The sequence below is a fragment of the Streptacidiphilus sp. EB103A genome, from assembly GCF_041261405.1.
Taxonomy (GTDB): Bacteria; Actinomycetota; Actinomycetes; order Streptomycetales; family Streptomycetaceae; genus Streptacidiphilus.
The window spans coordinates 224,667-245,842 of sequence record NZ_JBGCAQ010000006.1 but is presented as its reverse complement, the minus strand read 5'-3'; the positions used below and the strand labels follow the sequence as shown (position 1 = coordinate 245,842).

General features: G+C 69.4%; 12 protein-coding genes. 7 read left to right on the top strand and 5 right to left on the bottom strand.

Translation table 11 applies throughout. The annotated features are described in order from the left end of the window. The first annotated feature begins 24 nt into the window (after window positions 1–24). The 7 genes from ABH941_RS12140 (at window position 25) to ABH941_RS12110 (ending at window position 10,306) form a co-directional block, all read left to right on the top strand. Complete coding sequence (locus tag ABH941_RS12140) at window positions 25–888, top strand: hypothetical protein (RefSeq protein WP_370128931.1); 864 nt, start codon at window positions 25–27, stop codon at window positions 886–888. Continuing rightward, entirely contained in the window at window positions 872–3,190 is a 2,319-nt protein-coding gene (locus ABH941_RS12135) for a hypothetical protein (protein ID WP_370128929.1), read from the top strand. Before ABH941_RS12140 ends, ABH941_RS12135 begins: the two co-directional genes overlap by 17 nt. Before the next feature lie 42 nt (window positions 3,191–3,232). Further along, window positions 3,233–4,261, top strand: coding sequence for a PE-PGRS family protein (locus ABH941_RS12130; RefSeq protein WP_370128928.1), 1,029 nt, complete (start codon window positions 3,233–3,235; stop codon window positions 4,259–4,261). An 18-nt stretch (window positions 4,262–4,279) separates the two neighbouring features. Then, window positions 4,280–4,825, top strand: coding sequence for a Pycsar system effector family protein (locus ABH941_RS12125; protein ID WP_370128927.1), 546 nt, complete (start codon window positions 4,280–4,282; stop codon window positions 4,823–4,825). 50 nt (window positions 4,826–4,875) lie between these two features. After that, complete coding sequence (locus ABH941_RS12120; RefSeq protein ID WP_370128926.1) at window positions 4,876–6,186, top strand: M48 family metalloprotease; 1,311 nt, start codon at window positions 4,876–4,878, stop codon at window positions 6,184–6,186. Window positions 6,187–6,341: 155 nt separating this feature from the next. Further along, a complete protein-coding gene (locus ABH941_RS12115) occupies window positions 6,342–7,706 on the top strand; it encodes a DUF2786 domain-containing protein (RefSeq protein ID WP_370128925.1) in 1,365 nt (454 codons plus the stop codon). A gap of 221 nt (window positions 7,707–7,927) precedes the next feature. Continuing rightward, entirely contained in the window at window positions 7,928–10,306 is a 2,379-nt protein-coding gene (locus ABH941_RS12110; protein WP_370128924.1) for a helicase-associated domain-containing protein, read from the top strand. A gap of 192 nt (window positions 10,307–10,498) precedes the next feature. Here ABH941_RS12110 and ABH941_RS12105 read toward each other — a convergent pair whose 3' ends face one another. The 5 genes from ABH941_RS12105 to ABH941_RS12085 form a co-directional block, all read right to left on the bottom strand. Further along, on the bottom strand, window positions 10,499–14,398 hold the full coding sequence (locus ABH941_RS12105; RefSeq protein ID WP_134003908.1) for a DNA-directed RNA polymerase subunit beta': 3,900 nt from the start codon (window positions 14,396–14,398) through the stop codon (window positions 10,499–10,501). A gap of 104 nt (window positions 14,399–14,502) precedes the next feature. Beyond that, window positions 14,503–17,976: a DNA-directed RNA polymerase subunit beta gene (gene rpoB, locus ABH941_RS12100; protein ID WP_134003906.1), complete on the bottom strand. Its 3,474-nt coding sequence runs from the start codon at window positions 17,974–17,976 to the stop codon at window positions 14,503–14,505. An 880-nt stretch (window positions 17,977–18,856) separates the two neighbouring features. After that, a complete protein-coding gene (rplL, locus tag ABH941_RS12095) occupies window positions 18,857–19,240 on the bottom strand; it encodes a 50S ribosomal protein L7/L12 (RefSeq protein ID WP_134003904.1) in 384 nt (127 codons plus the stop codon). An 89-nt stretch (window positions 19,241–19,329) separates the two neighbouring features. Then, complete coding sequence (gene rplJ, locus ABH941_RS12090; RefSeq protein ID WP_030251668.1) at window positions 19,330–19,893, bottom strand: 50S ribosomal protein L10; 564 nt, start codon at window positions 19,891–19,893, stop codon at window positions 19,330–19,332. Window positions 19,894–20,233: 340 nt separating this feature from the next. Continuing rightward, window positions 20,234–21,067: a hypothetical protein gene (locus tag ABH941_RS12085; protein ID WP_370128923.1), complete on the bottom strand. Its 834-nt coding sequence runs from the start codon at window positions 21,065–21,067 to the stop codon at window positions 20,234–20,236. Window positions 21,068–21,176 lie beyond the last annotated feature (109 nt).

Below are 21,176 nucleotides of genomic sequence, written 5' to 3'. Positions count from 1 at the left end.
CGAACAAGCCGTCGAGAGGCAGCCATGCCAGAACCCACCAACCGAACGATCCTGCTGTTCGACATCGAAGGGTTCGGAAAGCACGACGACGTACAGCAGACCTTCATGCGGCGAGTCCTCTATGACGTCGTCCGGGAGACCCTGGAGAGGGCGGGCGTCGAGCAGACCGCGCTACGGCTGGAGGACCGGGGCGACTCGGTCATGAGCCTGATCGACCCAGCCGTTCCCAAGACCCGCCTGCTGAAGGCCCTGCTCACCGAGACTCCGGCAATCCTGCACGGCTACAACCGGGTTGCCGCGAGCAGTACCCAGGTACGCCTGCGCGTCGTGCTCGCCTCCGGTGAGGTCGCCCTGCACGAGATCGCCGGGGTCATCGGCGGAGTCGTCGGCTGGGATCTCAACCAGGCGTTCCGGCTGCTGAACTCGGACGCCCTGAGGACCGCGCTTCGGGACCGTGCCGACCAGAGCGTTCTGTGCGTGTCGGAATCCGTCTACCGGGGCGTCGTCCGCCACGGCCATCCCGGGATCCGCCCCGAGGAGTTCGGGGAGGTCCGGATCGCCGGGAAGGAGGGGCCGATCACCGCCTGGGTGCACGGAACCGGCGGTGCCACCGCCGTGCCGGCCGAGGCCGGGACGGAGCCCGCCGGGGTACGGCAGCCGTCGGACGAGCCGCCGGCCACGGGGGAGCCGACGGACGTGCCGCGGGCGACGGAGCACCCAGCACCTCCGGCGGGCAACGCCATCCAGTTCCTGGGAGGTTCGCCGTCCTTCGGCGGCAGCCTGATCGCAGGCGATCAGACCATGGTCTCGGGCGGGCAGATCACCGGAGACGTCGTTTTCGGCAACAAGAGAACCGACCACGGGGGAACCGATGACCAGCAATCCTGACGCGAACCCCGCCGACCCGGCGGCGGATCCCGGCCGAAAGGCGGACGCCAAGGGCGCTGGCAAAGGCGAGGCCAAGGGCGAAGCCAAGGAAGAGGCCAGGGGCGGCGCCGACGCGGAATCCGATACCGCCGGCCCGACGACAGGCCCTCCGCCCCAGGGTGCCTGGGAGGGTTTCCAGGAGCTCCTCGACCACCTGCCGCCCGGCGTCAGCGGCCATCTGATCGGCGGCGACCAGCACACGGTGTCGGGCGGTCGGGTCCTCGGCGACGTCATCACCGGCAACAAGACCGAAGTGCACCACCACAACGCGCCCGGCACGAGCGCTCCCCGCTACGCGGGCGAGGTCACCGCTGCCGAGATCGACCGACTCATGGAGGTCTTCCAGAAGGGCGACGGGTTCGAGACCGCCCTGACCCGACTGCGCGACTCCCGCGTGCTGGTCCTCACCGGAAAGCATTCGAGCGGTCGCTGCGCGGCCTCGAAGGCGTTGCTCCGAGCTCTGAAGGTGCGTGCCGTCCGGGTCCTGGACACCGGCGTCGGCCCGGACGACATGCTCAACCAGACCGAGCCCGCGCCCGGATACGTTCTGTGGGACCTCCCGGTCAGCAGGAACCGGCGTCTCTCGGAGGACCGGCTGCGCACCCTGCGCACGAAGCTGGCCAAGGACGACGGATACCTCGTCATCACCACTGAGGACTCACCTCTCCTGACCGACCTCAGGCGGAACAACTGGACCGCGGACTGGACGCCGCCCACATGTGAGGCGATGCTCACCGCCCACGTCCGGGTGGAGCTCGGCCGGCGGCCGAGCGACTCGGACAGCGCGTCGGCCCCGGGCCTGCGACCGGAAACGCTGGGGGTCGGCGAGCTCCTGGCACTGCCGGCCACCCGCAGCTTCCTCAGCAGCACCCGCACGCCGCAGGAGGTCAAGGACTACGCCCAGGTGCTGGCCCGCTACTCCTCCGGGGAGGCCACCGAGGAGGAGCTCTCCGAGCTCGACCTGAGCGCCGTCGAGACACAGATCGCACACTGGTTCGCGAACGCCGACACCGACCTCCGCGAAAGGGCCTTCCTGGTCTCCCTCGCCGTCTTCGACGGAGCCGCATACGCGCTCGCCGCCGAGCGCGGGGACGAACTCCACACGCGGTTCCAGCAGATCGAGAATCCCGAACAGCAGGCCGGCACACCGGTGTTCGGCCTCCCGGCGAGGCAACGACTCGAGTCGGCCCGGGCCACGCTCTCCGAACGCAACGAGACCACCGTCTGGGGAGCCCTTCCCCAGCAGATCGCCACCTTCGACGACCAGCGGATCCGGTCCGCGCTGCTGCGCGAAGTCTGGTTGGGCCATCCCTCGGCCCGGCCTGCCCTGATCGACTGGATCAGCGCCCTCGCCGGAAGTGGCGACCCGCTGGTACGCACCCGTGCGGCCAGCGCCACCGCCGTGCTGGCCGCCCTCGACCTGCCTTCCGTCATGCCGCGGCTCCTGCAGCCCTGGGCCTCGTCGCCGCTGTACACGCTGCGGCTCCAGGCGGCGAACACGCTCACCCTGCTCGCCTGGTCCACCGGCGCGGCCGCAGTGCCCCTGATCCTCCGCAACTGGTGCCTCAGCACGGACGAGCGGGTCAGATGGACCGGGATCCGCAGCCATGGCCTGATCGGGTCGGTGGCACCGGAGGAGGCCCTTCGCGACCTCGGCGACCTGGTCTCCAAACCGGAAGCCGACCCGGGCCCGGACGAGAGGGAGGCTCTGCGGAGCGCCACCTCCCTGCTGTTGGTGACGACCAGCCGCTCCTTGGTACTGGCCCGGCTCGTCTCCTGGCTGGAACCCCGGGGAGCCAAGCGCGACCTGGCCCTGATCGCCTTCCTCCAGGCCGGTTGGTACTCCGAGGACGCCGTCAGCACCCCCCTCAGTTGGCCCTCCCTGCTGCGCTGGTACTCCCTCGGCGCGGCGACCGGAGGTGGCCCTCCCTCGGTGACCACGCTGGCCGAGGCCGACGAGCCCCAGGACCGACAGCACCTGGTCTGCCTCTGGTGGGCCGCCCTCTCCGAACCGGAGTACACCGACGACGCCAGAGAACTGCTGCGCCACTGGATCCGCACCGCCGAGCACGACCCGGACGCCGAACAGGACATCGCCTCCCTGCTCCGGGCGTTGGCGGTGACCGAGGACGACCGGCTGCGCCTCAGCCACCTGGTGCGGACCCTTGCCGAGGCGAACAGGGACACCCCGTTGGCTCACATCTGCCGACGCCTTCTTGTCGCCGCCGACCTGCCCGACCCCGACCCGAACCGGCAGTTCTGAGCTGCCTCAGCCTCAACAGACATCCAGACCAGGAGGGCCACCATGCCGGACTTCCGGCAGATTCCCGAGTGGAGTCAGTCCGCTCGCCGTAACAGCGAGATCGTCGACCCGGTCGCGGTCGTACGACAGGTGTCGCGGCTCGACCACCTCGCTCGCCGTCCCACCGCCAACGCCGACCGGGCGCTCGTCTTCAGTGACGGCTCGGGCAAGCTCGACGCCTACCTGCCACCGCACCGACCCGGTCGGGCCGAACTCACGGCCCGGGGCTACCGCGCCGTGTACGAGGTCGACATGGGCATCCACCACCTGGAGCTGGTCCATTCGCTGCCGTCCCAGGGCGACGCCTTCTGCTTCCAGGCGGAGGTCGACGTCACCTGGCAGGTGATCGCCCCCGCCCTGGTCGTCAGCAGTGGCATCCGTGACGCCCCGGCGCTGATCTCGCCGAGAATCCAGAGCCTGATGCGGGCGGCCAGCCGCAAGTTCTCGGTCGAGGACAGTGCCGATGCCGAGACAGCGGTCCAGGAGCAGCTTCGCGGCAGGCCCATCGCCGAGGACGTCGGCCTGCGCATCACCTGCACCGCGCGGCTCGACCTCGATGCCGCGGCCCGCGAGCACCAGTCCCGGCTCCGTGGCATCAAGTACGACATGCAGGCCGCCACCCCCGAGTTCGAGTACCAGCAGCTCCGGGCCCAGCAGGAGCAGCAACTCCTGACCCAGAAGGCGGACTTCTACCGGTACTACCTCGAACGGGGCGGCGTCCAGCAGTGGGCCCTGCAGGTGGCCCAGCACCCGGACGACATGCGCCACGCCCTGGAGAGCCTCCGGCAGGACGAGCAGATCCGGGTGCAGAACCAGATGCATCTGATCGAGAACATGATCGAGAACAAGGCGTTCGAGAATTTCCAGCTGGAGGAGCCGGCCAAGGAGGCCCTACGGCAGTTGAAGAACATCCTTGCCCCGTCCGCTGCCGCGTCACCCCAGCCCTCGGACCCGCCCGGCAAGCCGCAACTCCCGCCGGGGTACCCGACGGCACCCGGGCAGCCCGTCTCCGACCAACCGCCACCCTCCTGACGGCGAGGAGCCGCAGCCATGTCAGCAGGCAACAGTCCGGTCGGCGCGCCGGCGTCAGCACCCCCGCAACCTGCTTGGGATCCCATCGTCGGCACCCGGCTGCTCGCCGAACTGCGTGACGAGATCGCCCGCGCGGACAACAAGGCGTCCGTGCTCGTGGCGGCACTCGGCATCGCAGCCGGACTGCTGGCCGGACTCCTGTCCGGGCACGACTGGTCACCGGGCCGACTCCCGCCGGCTTCGGCGGCAGCCTGGTGGCCAGGGACGGTGAGCCTGGGCATCGCACTGGTCTCGTTGCTGCTGGCGATCCTGCCCCGCTACCGGAAGAGCGACTGGCATCCCGGGCTCCCCCTCACCTACTTCCAGGACATCAACCAGGCGGTGGCACTGGGACGGCTCGCGGAGGCGCTCGCCGACACCGAACGTGACCCGTCGGCAGCCCTGCTCACGGCACTCGCCAGCAACAGCCTGATCGTGTCGAGGAAGCACCTGTGCGTACGCACCGGTCTCGCAGCGTTCGCCCTCAGCGCGGTGCTGCTTGCTCTATCACTCGTCCTGCACTGACTCCCCACGCCCGCCAACGGCGGAACCGAACCCGAATCGAAAGGCACACGATGAACCAGCCGACGCAGTGGCCCGAAGAACCGGACCCACCGCAGTACCCGACGGAGCCGGCGTACCCGCAGGCCGAACAGCCCTCGGTCCCGCCGCAGTACTACCCCACCCCGCCGCCGTACCCGCACGCCGAGCCGTACCCGGCCGCACCCCCGTACCCGCAGGCCGAACAGCCCTTGGCCGCACCGCAGTACCCCGCACCACCCCAGTACCCTGCGGCGCCGCCGCAGTACCCCGCCCCGCCGCAGTACCCGCAGGCGGAACCGCTCCTCCCTCCTCCCGCGTACCCGGTGCAGAGCCCCTTCCAGCCCCCCGACGCACCGTCGGCACCAGCCGTCCCGCCCCCGGCCGCGCCCCCGGACCAGTCACTGGAGACCGATAAGCTCGCCTTCAGCACCGGGCGGATCCACATGGCCGCGCACCAGCGCGGCGCGGACCGCACCGCGATCGGCGTGCTCCTGCTGCGCATACCCAACTTCGTCTGCAGTCTCATCGTCGTCTACGTGCTGGCCGGCTTCCTGCCCACGTTCCTCACCTACGTGGTCCTGATCGCCTGGCTGGCCTCGGGGGCGCTGGTCTTCCACCGTCCCACCGAGCGCTTCTTCGCCCGCTACCTGCTCAACCTGCGCTATCCGACGCGCCAGGAACTCGACTGGCTCAACCCCATCTGGCGCGAGGTGACCACCCGCGCCGGGATCGAGGGCTCGACCTACGACCTGTGGATCGAGGACAGTGCCGACCTCAACGCCTACGCCGCCGCCGGCCACATCGTGGGGGTCACCCACTACTCGATGACCACGCTTCCGCCTGCCGAGCTGGCCGGGGTGCTCGCACACGAACTGGGGCACCACACCGGCGGCCACGCCTGGTCCGGCCTGCTGGGTCTGTGGTACTCGCTGCCCGGTCGGTTCGCCTGGCAGGCGCTGCGCAAGGTGACATATTTCGCCGTGCTGCTCGCCCAGAGCTTCTTCTGTCTGGGGGCCGCAGTCATCATCATCGCGGCCGCCATCGTGATCAGCGCGGCGGTGACCTTCTGGCCGCTGCTCCTGGTGCTGCTGGCCCCCTACCTGCTGGCGGCTGTCGGTCGCCGTGCGGAGCTGCGCGCCGATCTGAAGGCCGCGGAGCTCGGCTTCGCCCAGGTGATGATCCAGGTGCTCACCAAGATGCACGGCGAGGAACTGGAGGCACAGCGGCAAGTCGGCGCGAAGGCGATGCAGCAGCCGAGCCTCGCGTCCAAGCTCCTCTCATCCCATCCGGACTACCACACCCGTCTGCGGCAGCTCGAGGCGTTCCTGCCGCAGACTTCCTGAGAGGGAATGCCGCAGGGCGGTTCCCCCTGTGATGTCACACCCTGCTTCGATAATGTCGCGGAGCGTGTTCTTCGGGGCTCGGCGGGCGCTTCCTGGACAATGGGACAGTCGCGGCACCGAAACGGGCCGCACCGAGGAAGCGAAGGAGGGTCGTCATGGGCAGGCGCAACCCGCATTACCGCCGGGTCAAGAAGCGGGACCAGACGGCCCACCAGCAGGCTTACCAGCAGGCCGGGCACGCCCGGGCGCAGCAGGAGGAGCCCCCGCTGCGGGAGCTGGTGGAGACGGCGTGCGGCGCGGTGCTGTACGCCGCCGAGGACGCCCACCCTCTCGCGCTGGACCAGGCGGCCAGCCTGCTCTCCGAGCCGGCCGCGCGCTGGCCGGAGACCGGCCGGGCGGTGCTGCTGGTGAGCGGGGCGCAGCTGGCGCGACTGTGGCAGGCCGGCTGGCAGCCCGCCGACCTGGCCCGGGCGGTACGCCGCGAACTGACGGGGCGACACCTGCGGCTGGCCGTCGACCTGATGGCCGCCGAGCTTCGCGGCTACGCGGCGGCGGGTCTCGACCCGCGCTGGTCCGGGCAGCTGCGGGAGCTGGAGGCCGCCGACTGGTGGGGCCAGGACGACGCCTTCCTGCCCGGCGTCGCCGACCGGGAGCGGCTGGACCGTTTCTCGGTCGCCACGCTGCTGCTGGAGCTGTACCGCTTGATCGGCCGGCTGCCGCCGCTGACGCTGCTCGGCCCGCCGCCGGGGACCGTGCCGCGTAGCCCGGGCTCCGCCCTGCCGTTCGTCCAGAAGACCGGGAGCGAGCCGAGGATGCTCGGCCGGATCCGGGCGCTGCTGGCCAAGGCCGAGTCCACCGAGTTCCCCGACGAGGCGGAGGCGCTGACCGCCAAGGCCCAGCAGCTGATGGCGCAGCACAGCATCGACGAGGCGCTGCTCGCGGCCTCCTCGGGCAGCAGGGTCGAGCCGGGGGCCTGCCGGATCGGGGTGGACAACCCCTACGAGGCGCCCAAGGCGCTGCTGCTGGACGCGGTGGCCGGCGCCAACCGGGCGACGTCGCTGTGGACCAAGGAGCTGGGCTTCTGCACGGTGGTGGGGTTCCCGGCCGACCTGGAGGCGGTCGAGCTGCTCTACACCTCGCTGCTGGTCCAGGCGACCGGTGCGATGAACAGTGCGGGGATACAGGGCGGTGGTGCCGGGGGGTCCCGGACCAAGGCGTTCCGGCAGTCGTTCCTCATCTCCTACGCCGCGCGGATCAGGGAGCGGCTCTCCGGGGCGACCGCGCAGGCGACCGAGGAGGCACTGGTCGGGCTGCGGGCCGAGGGCCGCGAGGACTCCTCCGCGCTGCTGCCGGTGCTGGCCGCCCGGGAGGAGGCGGTACGGCGCTCCACCGAGCAGCTGTTCCCCAACGCCCGCGCGGGCAGGGCGATCCGGGCCAGCGACTATGACGGCTGGACCCAGGGACGCGCTGCCGCCGACCGCGCGCAATTGCGGGGGCACGGGGCGGAGCTATCGCGGTAAGGCTTGAGGCGTGTGCATGGTTTGTCGCGCCCCTGAGCAATTGCAACTGAGCCAGTTGCAGCCCCCTAGGGGCGCGGGGAACTGCGCGACCAGCCAGCTACGGTCCGCAGCCCAGATCCCCAGCGGCCCCCGCCCACGGTGGTTCCCCACAGACCCGCCCCGCCCGGAGGGCCGCACGCGCTAACGTCGGAGGACCGTCGGCACGTACCTGGAGCACCCCCGTGAAATCCGCACAAGCCCTGGCCGCCCTGCTCGCCACGCTCACCGCCGACGAGTTGGCCGAGCTGCTGGAGGCGCGCCGGGTCCGCAGCGACGCCCGGCGCACCGGCCGGGGCCCGCAGAGCCTCGACGACCTGGCCCAGCGGCTGCTGGAGGACCGCTCGGTCGGCGACGCCGTGGGCAGGCTGACGGCCCCCGCCCTGCAGCTGCTGTCCGCAGGCGTGTGGCTGGCCGCGCGGCGGCACGGGGCGCTGATGCCGCAGCCCTACTGGACCGCGCTGGAGCCGTCCTCCCGCCCGGTGGCGACCGAGGAACTACTCACGTTCCTCGCCGGCGACGACAAGGGCCTGCGGGACGCCGCAGAACGGGTCCTGACGGACCTTCAACGGCTGGCCCTGGTGCTGCCGGCCGGGGCCGGGGAGCTGGCGCTGCCCGGCTTCGTGCACCGGCACCTGGCCGAGACCATGGGCCTGAGCCGCCCGGCCGCCCAGCTGATGAGCGATGCCTTCAACGCACCCGAGGTGCACCGGATCGCGGCCGGACTGGATCTGCCGTCCAGCCGCAACCGCGAGACCGCGCAGGCCGCCGTGGTCGCCGCGCTGAGCAACCGGGAGCTGGTCCGCTCGCTGATCGCCGGAGCGCCGCCGGACGCGGCCGACATGCTGCAGCTGCTGGTGCAGGGACCGCCGCTGCTGCGCACCCACTGCTTCGTCCCGCTCGGCGGCTTCCACTACGGCGCGGCCACCAAGTACCAGCTGCGGCCGGGCGGATCGGGCGACCCGGCCACGGACTGGCTGGCCGAGCACGGGATGCTGGTCCCGATCGGACCCGACCTGGTCGAGATGCCCTACGAGATCCTGGACGCGGCGGCCGACGGACGGATCACCGCGCGCTTCGACCCCGAGCCCCCGGTGCTCACCGCCGGGGTGCACCCGGTGCCGGAGGCCCTGCGCGAGGCGCAGGCCGCCGCCGCCTCGGCGAGCCGCAGGATGGAGCTGCTGTTGGCCGCCTGCGCCGCCGCTCCCCCGGGGATCCGCAAATCCGGCGGCCTCGCGGTCAGGGACACCAGGAGGCTGGCCAAGGCCATCGAGGCGCCGGAGGAGCAGACCCGGCTGTGGCTGGATCTCGCCTACAACGCCGATCTGCTCGCGGACCACCAGGAGGTGCCGGACGGCCCGGCGCCCCGGGGGCGTGGTCGTCGCCCGGCCGTACCAAGCACCCCGCTGCGGCTGCTGCCGACCGGGCGCTACGACGTCTGGCTGTCCCGCTCCCCCGCCGAGCGGCTGGTGCCGCTGGTGGCGACCTGGGCGGTCATCCCCGAGATCCTGACCTGGTGGCCCGAGTACCGCGAGGAGACCCCGGTCGCCCTGGTGACACCGCAGGACCAGGAGGCGGTGCCGCTGCGCCGGGAGCTGCTCCGGGCGCTGGCCTCACTGCCGGCCGGCCAGGGCCTGGGCCCGGTGGCGGCGTTCGCGGCGGAGACCCTGGAGGAGCTGGTCCGGCTGGTCGGCTGGTACAGCCCCGGTCTGGTCACCCTGGACGAGGACGGTCTCAGCCGGGTGCTGGAGACGCTGCTGGAGGCGGAGCAGCTGGGCGTGCTGGCCCACGGCCGGCCGACCCCGCTGGGCGAGGCGGTGCTGGCCCTGCTGGAGACCGACGCGGCCGACTGGTTCCCCTGCGTCCCGGGCATCGCCGCCAAGGGCGGCGATGCCTACGAGGGCCCGCTGCGGCTGCTGCGGGAGGCCTGCACGGCGCTGCTGCCCCCACCGCAGCAGAAGGCCAGGTTCCAGGCCGACTTGACGGCTGTCGCCGCCGGCGCCCCCTCGGCGGCCCTGGCCGAGCTGATGGGCTCGGCCGCCGACCGGGAGTCGGAGGGGCATGCGGTGGTCTGGCGCTTCAGCGCCGCCTCGGTACGCCGGGCGCTGGACGCCGGCATGAGCGCCGACGATCTGCTCGCCGAGCTGCGGGAGGCGGCCGAGGGCGAACTCCCCCAGCCGCTGGAGTACCTGGTCAGGGACACCGGCAGGACCCACGGCCGGGTCCGGGTGGTCCGCTCCGCCTGCTGCATCCGCTCGGACGACGAGGCGCTGGTGCTGGAGCTGTCCAGGACCAGGGTGCTGGCCAAACTGGGGCTGCGCCGGATCGCGCCGACGGTGCTGATCAGCACCCACGCCCCCAGCGCCACCCTGGAGGCCCTGCGCGCCGCGGGGTACGCGCCGGTGCTGGAGGCCGAGAGCGGCGTGACGGTCGTGGAACGCGCCCCCGGCACCCGGGCCGAGCAGCGGATGCCCACGTACGACCGGATGCACCGGAACCGGGGCGCTGCGGCCCCGCAGGAGCTGGACATGGAGACGCTGGCCCGAATGATCATGCGCGGCTAGGGCGTCCAGCGGTTCCGCTGCCGACCGCAGTGGGCTGGTCGCGCAGTTCCCCGCGCCCCCAGCATGTGCAACTGATCCAGTTGCAGACGTCCAGGGGCGCGGGGAACTGCGCGACCAGCCATGCACACGCCGCAGGGCGGCCGCTCCCTCTCGGGAACGACCGCCCTGCGGTTCTTGCACTGTCTGCGACGGTCAGCCCGTGTAGGGGCCGTAGTCGTAGTCGTCCAGCGGGACGGCCTGGCCGGAGCCGGTGCCGAAGGGCGAGTAGTCGATGTCGTCGTAGCCGACGGCCGAGTACATCGCGGCCTTGGCCTCCTCGGTGGGCTCCACCCGGATGTTGCGGTAGCGGGGCAGACCCGTACCGGCCGGGATGAGCTTGCCGAGGATGACGTTCTCCTTGAGGCCCAGCAGCGGGTCCGACTTGGCGTGGATCGCCGCGTCGGTGAGCACCCGGGTCGTCTCCTGGAAGGAGGCGGCCGACAGCCAGGACTCGGTCGCCAGCGAGGCCTTGGTGATACCCATCAGCTGCGGACGGCCGGAGGCGGGCTGGCCGCTCTCGGACACCACACGACGATTCTCGGTCTCGAAGCGGCCGCGCTCGACCAGCTCGCCGGGCAGCAGCTCGGCGTCGCCGGACTCGATGATCGTGACCCGACGGAGCATCTGCCGGATGATGATCTCGATGTGCTTGTCGTGGATCGACACACCCTGCGAGTTGTAGACCTTCTGGACCTCGGCCACCAGGTGGATCTGGACGGCACGCTGGCCCAGGATGCGCAGGACGTCGTGCGGGTTGACGGTACCGGCGGTCAGCTGCTGGCCGACCTCCACCCGCTCGCCCTCGGACACCCGCAGCTTGACGCGCTTGGAGACCGGGTAGGCGATCTCCTCGCTGCCGTCGTCGGGGGTGACGACGAGCTTGCGGGTCTTCTCGGTGTCCTCGATCCGGACCCGGCCCTCGGCCTCGCTGATCGGGGCCACACCACGCGGGTTGCGGGCCTCGAACAGCTCGACCACACGCGGCAGACCCTGGGTGATGTCGTCACCGGCCACACCACCGGTGTGGAAGGTACGCATCGTCAGCTGGGTGCCGGGCTCACCGATGGACTGGGCGGCGATGATGCCGACCGCCTCACCGATGTCGACCAGCTTGCCGGTGGCCAGCGAGCGGCCGTAGCACATGGCGCAGGTGCCGACGGCGGACTCGCAGGTCAGGATCGAGCGGGTCTTGACCGCGGAGATGCCGCGGCGGATCAGCTCGTCGATCAGGACGTCGCCCAGGTCGGTGTTGGCCGGGGCCAGCACCTCCCCGTCCACGACGATGTCCTCGGCCAGCATGCGGGCGTAGACGCTGGTCTCGACGTCGTCGCCCTTGCGCAGCACGCCGTCCGAGCCAACGGTGCCGATCGGCAGCTTGAGGCCGCGCTCGGTGCCGCAGTCCTCCTCGCGAATGATGACGTCCTGGGAGACGTCGACCAGACGACGGGTGAGGTAGCCGGAGTCGGCGGTACGCAGGGCGGTGTCGGCCAGACCCTTACGGGCGCCGTGGGTGGAGATGAAGTACTCCAGCACGGAGAGGCCCTCACGGAACGACGCCTTGATGGGTCGCGCGATGGTCTCGTTCTTGGCGTTCGACACCAGACCGCGCATACCGGCGATCTGACGCATCTGCATCATGTTTCCGCGAGCCCCGGAGTCCACCATCATGAAGATGGGGTTGGTCTTCGGGAAGTTCGCGTTCATGGCGTCGGCGACCTCGTTGGTCGCCTTGGTCCAGATCGCCACGAGCTCCTGCTGACGCTCGTCCTTGGTGATCAGACCGCGCTCGTACTGCTTCTGGACCTTCTCGGCCTGCGCCTCGTAGCCCTCCAGGATCTGGGGCTTGTTCGGCGGGACCACGACGTCCGAGATGGAGACGGTGACGCCCGAGCGGGTGGCCCAGTGGAAACCGGCCGCCTTCAGGTTGTCCAGGGTCGCCGCGACGACGACCTTGGGGTAGCGCTCGGCGAGGTCGTTGACGATCGCGGAGAGCGCCTTCTTGTTGATCTCCTCCTCGACGAACGGGTAGTCCTCGGGCAGCAGCTCGTTGAAGAGCGCGCGGCCCAGGGTGGTGCGCAGACGCAGCTGCTCACCCTCCTGCCAGGTCGGCTTCCCGTCCTCGTCCACCGGCGCGGTCCAGCCGCGCGGCGGCACGGTGCCCAGCGGCAGCCGCAGGTCGATCTCGGACTGCAGGTCCAGGGTCTTGGAGTCGAAGGCCATCACGGCCTCCGGCGTCGACCCGAACGCCCGGCCCACGCCGCGGAGGGTCTCCGGGTCGCGGGTCGAGGTCAGGAAGAACAGACCCAGCACCATGTCCTGGGTCGGCATGGTGACGGGGCGACCGTCGGCCGGCTTCAGGATGTTGTTGGAGGACAGCATCAGGATGCGGGCCTCGGCCTGCGCCTCCGCGGACAGCGGAAGGTGCACGGCCATCTGGTCGCCGTCGAAGTCCGCGTTGAACGCGGTGCAGACGAGCGGGTGGATCTGGATGGCCTTGCCCTCGACCAGCTGCGGCTCGAAGGCCTGGATGCCGAGGCGGTGCAGGGTGGGCGCACGGTTCAGCAGCACCGGGTGCTCGGCGATGACCTCTTCGAGGACGTCCCAGACCACCGGGCGGGCGCGCTCGACCATGCGCTTGGCCGACTTGATGTTCTGCGCGTGGTTCAGGTCCACCAGGCGCTTCATCACGAACGGCTTGAAGAGCTCCAGCGCCATGGCCTTCGGCAGACCGCACTGGTGCAGCTTGAGCTGCGGGCCGACGACGATGACCGAACGGGCCGAGTAGTCGACTCGCTTGCCGAGCAGGTTCTGACGGAAACGACCCTGCTTGCCCTTGAGCATGTCGCTCAGGGACTTCAGCGGCCGGTTGCCAGGACCGGTGACCGGACGGCCACGGCGGCCGTTGTCGAACAGCGCGTCCACGGCCTCCTGAAGCATGCGCTTCTCGTTGTTCACGATGATCTCGGGCGCGCCGAGGTCCAGGAGCCGCTTGAGGCGGTTGTTGCGGTTGATCACGCGGCGGTACAGGTCGTTCAGGTCGGAGGTCGCGAAGCGGCCACCGTCCAGCTGCACCATCGGACGCAGGTCCGGCGGGATCACCGGCACGCAGTCCAGCACCATGCCCGAGGGCTTGTTGGTGGTCTGCAGGAACGCGGAGACGACCTTGAGGCGCTTGAGCGCACGGGTCTTCTTCTGGCCCTTGCCGGTCTTGATGATCTCGCGGAGGCGCTCGGCCTCCTCCTCCAGGTCGAAGGTCTCCAGGCGCTTCTGCAGCGCCGCAGCACCCATCGATCCGGAGAAGTACGTGCCGAAGCGGTCACGGAGCTCGCGGTAGAGCAGCTCGTCGCCCTCGAGGTCCTGGACCTTGAGGGACTTGAAGCGGGCCCACACCTCGTCCAGACGGTCCAGCTCGCGCTGGGCCCGGTCACGGAGCTGCTTCATCTCGCGCTCGGCGCCTTCGCGCACCTTGCGGCGCACGTCCGCCTTGGCGCCCTCGGCCTCCAGCTCGGCGAGGTCGCCCTCGAGCTTCTTGGCGCGGGTCTCCAGGTCGGAGTCGCGGCGCTGCTCGATCTGCTGGCGCTCGACGGAGACCTGGGCCTCCAGCGAGGACAGGTCACGGGTGCGGCGCTCGTCGTCCACCCACGTGATCATGTAGGCGGCGAAGTAGATGACCTTCTCGAGGTCCTTGGGGGCAAGGTCCAGGAGGTAGCCGAGGCGTGACGGCACGCCCTTGAAGTACCAGATGTGCGTGACGGGCGCGGCCAGCTCGATGTGGCCCATCCGCTCACGACGCACCTTGGCGCGAGTGACCTCGACGCCGCAGCGCTCGCAGATGATGCCCTTGAAGCGGACACGCTTGTACTTACCGCAGTAGCACTCCCAGTCCCGGGTGGGGCCGAAGATCTTCTCGCAGAAGAGTCCGTCCTTTTCCGGCTTGAGGGTGCGGTAGTTGATGGTCTCGGGCTTCTTGACCTCGCCGTGGGACCACTGACGGATGTCGTCAGCGGTCGCCAGGCCGATTCGCAGTTCATCGAAGAAGTTGACGTCGAGCACGGGTCGTCAATCCCACCTTCGGGGTCGAAGTCTTACATCTGGTCTGAGGGGGTCCTGGGGGCGGCGGGCCGGCGCTGGTTCCACAGCGCCGACCCGGACCCTCGTCAGACCTCTTCGACGCTGCTCGGCTCTCGCCGGGACAGGTCGATACCGAGCTCCTCGGCGGCGCGGAACACGTCCTCGTCGGAGTCACGCATCTCGATGGACATGCCGTCCGAGGACAGCACCTCCACGTTCAGGCAGAGCGACTGCATCTCCTTGATGAGCACCTTGAAGGACTCGGGGATGCCGGGCTCGGGGATGTTCTCGCCCTTGACGATGGCCTCGTAGACCTTCACGCGGCCGAGCACGTCGTCGGACTTGATGGTGAGCAGTTCCTGGAGGGCGTAGGCGGCGCCGTACGCCTCCAGCGCCCACACCTCCATCTCACCGAAGCGCTGACCACCGAACTGCGCCTTACCACCCAGCGGCTGCTGGGTGATCATGGAGTACGGACCGGTCGAACGGGCGTGGAGCTTGTCGTCGACCAGGTGGTGCAGCTTGAGGATGTACATGTAGCCGACCGAGATCGGCATCGGGAACGGCTCACCGGAGCGGCCGTCGAACATCCGCGCCTTGCCCGAGGAGCCGACCAGACGGTCGCCGTCCCGGGTGAGGGTGGTGTGGTCGAGCAGACCGGTGATCTCGTCCTCGCGGGCGCCGTCGAAGACCGGGGTGGCGAGGTTGGTGCCACCGACGGCCTTGTCGGCCCCGATCTTCTGCAGCCGGCGGGCCCACTCCTCGGAGAGTCCGGAGACGTCCCAGCCGGTCTTGGCGAGCCAGCCGAGGTGGGTCTCCAGCACCTGTCCCGGGTTCATCCGGGACGGGACGCCGAGGGGGTTGAGCACGATGTCGACCGGGGTGCCGTCCTCGAGGAAGGGCATGTCCTCGACCGGAAGGATCTTGGAGATGACACCCTTGTTGCCGTGCCGGCCGGCCAGCTTGTCACCGTTGGTGATCTTGCGCTTCTGGGCCACGTAGACCCGGACCAGCTGGTTGACGCCGGGCGGCAGCTCGTCGCCCTCCTCGCGGTCGAAGACGCGGACGCCGATGACCTTGCCCTGCTCACCGTGCGGCACCTTCAGCGAGGTGTCGCGGACCTCACGGGCCTTCTCACCGAAGATGGCGCGCAGCAGGCGCTCCTCCGGGGTCAGCTCGGTCTCGCCCTTGGGCGTGACCTTGCCGACCAGGATGTCACCGGTGGTGACATCGGCGCCGATGCGGATGATGCCGCGCTCGTCCAGGTCCGCGAGGACCTCCTCGGAGACGTTCGGGATGTCCCGGGTGATCTCCTCCGGGCCCAGCTTGGTGTCACGGGCGTCGACCTCGTGCTCCTCGATGTGGATCGAGGAGAGGACGTCGTCCTGCACGAGGCGCTGCGACAGGATGATCGCGTCCTCGTAGTTGTGACCCTCCCAGGGCATGAACGCCACGAGCAGGTTCTTGCCGAGGGCCATCTCGCCCTCGTCGGTGCAGGGACCGTCGGCCAGGACCTGCCCGACCTCGATCCGTGCGCCCTCGTCCACGACGACCTTCTGGTTGAAGGAGGTGCCCTGGTTGGAGCGGGTGAACTTGGCCACGCGGTACGTGGTGTAGGTGCCGTCGTCGTTGGCCACCGTGACGTAGTCGGCGGAGACCTCCTGGACCACACCGGACTTCTCGGCGGCGATGACATCGGCGGCGTCGACCGCGGCGCGGTACTCCATGCCGGTGCCGACCAGCGGGGCCTCGCTCTTCAGCAGCGGCACCGCCTGACGCATCATGTTCGCGCCCATCAGGGCGCGGTTGGCGTCGTCGTGCTCCAGGAAGGGGATCATCGCGGTGGCGACGGACACCATCTGGCGCGGCGAGACGTCCATGTAGTCGATCTCGACACCGGGGATGTAGTCGATCTCGCCGCCACGGCGGCGGACCAGCACACGGCCCTCGGCGAAGTGGTTGTCATCGGTCAGCGGCGCGTTGGCCTGGGCGATGACGAACCGGTCCTCCTCGTCCGCGGTCAGGTAGTCGATGCTGTCGGTGACGACACCCTCGACGACCTTGCGGTACGGGGTCTCCACAAAGCCGAAGGCGTTGACCCGGCCGTAGGAGGCGAGCGAACCGATCAGACCGATGTTCGGTCCTTCCGGGGTCTCGATCGGGCACATGCGTCCGTAGTGGGACGGGTGCACGTCACGGACCTCGAAGCCGGCCCGCTCACGGGACAGACCACCGGGGCCCAGCGCGGACAGACGACGCTTGTGGGTCAGCCCCGACAGCGGGTTCGTCTGGTCCATGAACTGGGACAGCTGGCTGGTGCCGAAGAACTCCTTGATGGAGGCGACGACCGGCCGGATGTTGATCAGCGTCTGCGGCGTGATGGCCTCGACGTCCTGGGTGGTCATGCGCTCGCGCACGACCCGCTCCATACGGGCGAGACCCGTACGGACCTGGTTCTGGATCAGCTCGCCGACATTGCGGAGGCGACGGTTGCCGAAGTGGTCGATGTCGTCGTCCTCGACGACGATCGTGCTGCCGTTCGGGGCGACCGTCTCGGTCTCACCGGCGTGCAGCTGGACCAGGTACTTGATCGTGGCAAGGATGTCGTCCGTGGTGAGAACGCCGCCGTCGAGGGGCTGCTCCACGCCGAGCTTCTTGTTGATCTTGTACCGGCCGACCTTGGCGAGGTCGTAGCGCTTCGGGTTGAAGTAGAGGTTCTCCAGAAGCGTCTGCGCGGCCTCGCGGGTCGGCGGCTCGCCCGGACGCAGCTTGCGGTAGATGTCGAGCAGTGCGTCGTCCTGGCCCTGGGTGTGGTCCTTCTCCAGGGTGGCGCGCATCGACTCGTACTGGCCGAACTCCTCCAGGATCTGCTCGGAGGTCCAGCCGAGGGCCTTCAGCAGCACGGTGACGGACTGCTTGCGCTTGCGGTCGATGCGGACACCGACCATGTCGCGCTTGTCGATCTCGAGCTCGAGCCAGGCACCACGGGACGGGATGACCTTGGCGGAGTAGATGTCCTTGTCGGACGTCTTGTCCAGGGTGGTGTCGAAGTAGACGCCCGGGGAGCGCACCAGCTGTGAGACGACGACACGCTCGGTGCCGTTGATCACGAAGGTGCCCTTGTGGGTCATGAGCGGGAAGTCGCCCATGAAGACCGTCTGCGACTTGATCTCGCCGGTCTCGTTGTTGGTGAACTCGGCGGTGACGAAGAGCGGGGCCGCGAAGGTGAAGTCGCGGTCCTTGCACTCGTCGATCGAGTTCTTGGGGGGCTCGAAGCGGTGGTCGCGGAAGGTCAGCGACATCGAACCGGAGAAGTCCTCGATCGGGGAGATCTCCTCGAAGATCTCCTCCAGGCCGGACTTCTGCGGGACGTCGTGTCCTTCTGCGAGCGACGCCTCGACCCTGTCCTTCCACGCCTGATTGCCGAGGAGCCAGTCGAAGCTCTCGGTCTGCAGGGCGAGGAGGTTGGGAACCTCGAGGGGCTCACGAATCTTCGCGAAGGAAATACGGAGCGGTGCGGTGGATGCGGAGTTGTTCGAGGCGTTGCGCGAGGCGGCCAAGAGGGGGTCCTTCCGAGGGCTCGGACTCACTACGCGCGTACCGGGCCCACCCGTCGCACGGGTAGCATCCGCGCTTCCACACGAGCTCAGGGGCCTGGAGATTTCTCCAGGTCAGAGCCAGTGCGCAAACGGGGTGCCACCCCTGGTCGGGGTAGTGCGTACTCCGGGGGTCGAGTCACGGAGCAGCTAAAAGGCAGCGCAAAGGGACAGTGTAGCCAGACGGCACACTGCTGTCCAGTCCGGATTCGGAGACCGAATCTTCGAACTCCCTACCTCGCGGTGCAACCCCCGTCGAGGGCGCCCCTGGGGCGGTTACTGCCTACTGGGTGTGTATTCCCCACCACACCCCGGTTCCATGCCTGGAACCTGAGATTTGCTCGCTGCCGTGCCTGCTGCCGTACGTGCCGCGCTGCCTGCCGCGACCTCCTGGCGGAGGTACAACCTCGCGTCCTGAGAATTGCGCGCCGCGTGCCGTTCGTCAAGGGCGAGCCCCCGGTGAACCCGTCGGAGGACCCCTCCGGAGACCCCTCGGGGAGAGCTGCGGTCCGATCCCGGGGCCGGCGGTCGGGCCGGGCGACTGCCCTGGTGGGGTGGCCGCGCGGCGACCGCTGGTGCGGCTCCGGGAGTGGCCCCCGAAGCCTGCGGCGCCCGCTGCGGACAGGTCGTACCCGCAGCGACGACGATCACCATACTCGCCCTGGAGGGCGGTGGGGAGCACCTCGGCGACAGAAGTGGCGGATCGTCATAGATCGGACAGCAGTGGCGGGATGGACCCGGCAAACAAAAAACCGAGGCGCTCACCCGTACGGGTGAGCGCCTCGGTTCAGAGGTTCGTACCGGCCTCACGGCCGGCAGGCGAACCGCCAGCCAGTAACCGTGATTACTTGACGGTGACGGAAGCGCCGGCGGCCTCGAGAGCGGCCTTGGCCTTCTCGGCGGCCTCCTTGGCGACCTTCTCCAGGACGGTGGCGGGCACGCCGTCAACGAGGTCCTTGGCCTCCTTCAGGCCGAGGGAGGTGAGGGCGCGCACCTCCTTGATGACCTGGATCTTCTTGTCGCCGGAGGAGGTGAGCACGACATCGAACTCGTCCTGCTCCTCGACGGCCTCGACAGCGGCGGCAGCGCCACCACCGGCGGCGACGGCGACCGGGGCGGCAGCCTTGACGTCGAACTTCTCCTCGAACGCCTTCACGAACTCGGAGAGCTCGATGAGGGTGAGCTCGGCGAACTGCTCGAGCAGCTCTTCCTGGGACAGCTTCGCCATGATGGCGTCCTTCCACTATTTCGGCAGGTGCCGGATGTACGGATAGGCGGGCGTACGGGCCCGCTGCAAGGCAGGAGACGACGGAGTGGTTACTCCGCCACCTCGTCCTCGGCGGCGGGAGCCGGCGTACCGGCACCGCCCTGCTCGACCTTGGCCCGGAGAGCTTCCGCGGTGCGGGCGAACTCCGTGAGGGGAGCCTGGAAGGTGGCGGCGGCCTTGGCCATCGACGCCTTCAGGCCACCGGCCAGCTTGGCGAGCAGCACCTCGCGGGACTCGAGGTCCGCGAGCTTCTTGATGTCATCGGCGGACAGCGCCTTACCGTCAAGGACACCGCCCTTGATGATCAGCGCAGGGTTGTCCTTGGCGAAGTCACGCAGAGCCTTCGCCGACTCCACCGGGTCACCGGCGACGAAGGCGACAGCCGTCGGACCCGAGAACAGGTCGTCGAGCTCAGAGATCCCGGCCTCGTTGGCCGCGATCTTGGTCAGCGTGTTCTTCACCACGGCGTAATTGGCGTTGTCGCCGAGCGAGCGACGCAGCGTCTTCAGCTGCGCCACGGTCAGACCGCGGTACTCGGTCAGCACCGCCGCGTTGGAGCCACGGAACTTGTCCGTCAGCTCTGCGACAGCGGCAGCCTTGTCGGGCCTTGCCATAGGCTTACGCCTCCTTCCGTGATGTCGATGCGTGGCCGACCGTTGAGTCGACCTGCTACGCCCATACCGCCGGAAGAAAGTGTTCGAGAAAAACAGAACGGCCCCGGCGCAGGCGCACGGGGCTTCACATGCTCAACGGCGGCCATGCCTTGCGGCATGCATCCGGAGCGCGATTGTCCTCATCCATCCTGCGCGGGTCGTCCGCATTCGCGGAGCCTTCGGTCCTCGCGTCCTCCCCTTGCAGGGCACGCGACAACAACCAGCGGTCTGTGGCAAGGACCAAGCTACGTGATGACACGCCCGGCGGGCAAATCGCCCACCGGGCGCACTTGGGAATCGGCTACTTGGTGAGCGAGGCCAGGTCCTCGGTGTCGCTCGCCGGAGGCACAGTGATCTTCACCGGGGTGTTGCTGAAGTCGGAGTAGTCGATGGTGATGTCCACCGTGCCCTGGGGCGTCGTGGCGGTCTCGTGGAACTTCACCGGAAGGCTCTGGTCGTTGACCCACATGTCCACCTTCTCGGTGGTCATGCCGGTCTTGGCCGCCTGGTCGGCGATGGTTTTGAGGTCCGGGTCCGAGGAGGCCAGCTTCTTCAGGTCGACCGTGCCGGAGTAGCGCGTGGTGGACACGCCGTCCACCACCTCCGTGCCGACGCGCTTGACGTCACCGGATGCGGTGAGCAGCTTGACCGAGGTGGCAGGGTCCTGGCTGTTGCTCTTGTTGACGCTGTCGGCGAGGGCCTTGCCCACGGCCCCCATCTTCGAGAAGTCCATCTTGAGCCAGTGCTTGCCGCCGAACTCCTTCGCCCCGGCGGCGCCCATGGTGACGTACTCGGTGGTGCCGGACATCAGCAGGTGCATACCGTCGGGCAGCTGAGGGTTGGTCATGGTCGCGTCCAGCGCGATCGGGTTGTGGGACACCGTGCCAGTCATGACCGAGACGCCGACCTTGGGTATGACCATCGTCATGGTCATCTTGGCGGTGGTGAAGGTCGAGGTCTTCTTCGTCGTCAGCGACAGTGCGTCGGCGACGCTGAGCACGGCCGACTTGGCACCGCTGACGCCCTTGGAGGCGGCATCGGACGCCGTCTTCGCGGTCGAGCCGGAACAGGCCGTCAGAGCGGCGAGCGCCACGGCGGCAGTGGTGGTGAGGCAGAGCGCACGGGTACGGCGCATGTGAATCCCCCCTGTGGTTCGTACGAGATCTGCGAGCAGACGCTACACCCGAGGACTGACACGACGACGGGCCGGTTCCCCTTCCGTGACAGAAGGGGAACCGGCCCGT

Coding starts and splice junctions, on each gene's coding strand:
- rplL (WP_134003904.1), bottom strand. CDS start 19,240: ATGGCGAAGCTGTCCCAGGAAGAGCTGCTCGAGCAGTTCGCCGAGCTC.
- ABH941_RS12130 (WP_370128928.1), top strand. CDS start 3,233: ATGCCGGACTTCCGGCAGATTCCCGAGTGGAGTCAGTCCGCTCGCCGT.
- ABH941_RS12085 (WP_370128923.1), bottom strand. CDS start 21,067: ATGCGCCGTACCCGTGCGCTCTGCCTCACCACCACTGCCGCCGTGGCG.
- ABH941_RS12115 (WP_370128925.1), top strand. CDS start 6,342: ATGGGCAGGCGCAACCCGCATTACCGCCGGGTCAAGAAGCGGGACCAG.
- ABH941_RS12135 (WP_370128929.1), top strand. CDS start 872: ATGACCAGCAATCCTGACGCGAACCCCGCCGACCCGGCGGCGGATCCC.
- ABH941_RS12140 (WP_370128931.1), top strand. CDS start 25: ATGCCAGAACCCACCAACCGAACGATCCTGCTGTTCGACATCGAAGGG.
- rplJ (WP_030251668.1), bottom strand. CDS start 19,893: ATGGCAAGGCCCGACAAGGCTGCCGCTGTCGCAGAGCTGACGGACAAG.
- ABH941_RS12120 (WP_370128926.1), top strand. CDS start 4,876: ATGAACCAGCCGACGCAGTGGCCCGAAGAACCGGACCCACCGCAGTAC.
- ABH941_RS12125 (WP_370128927.1), top strand. CDS start 4,280: ATGTCAGCAGGCAACAGTCCGGTCGGCGCGCCGGCGTCAGCACCCCCG.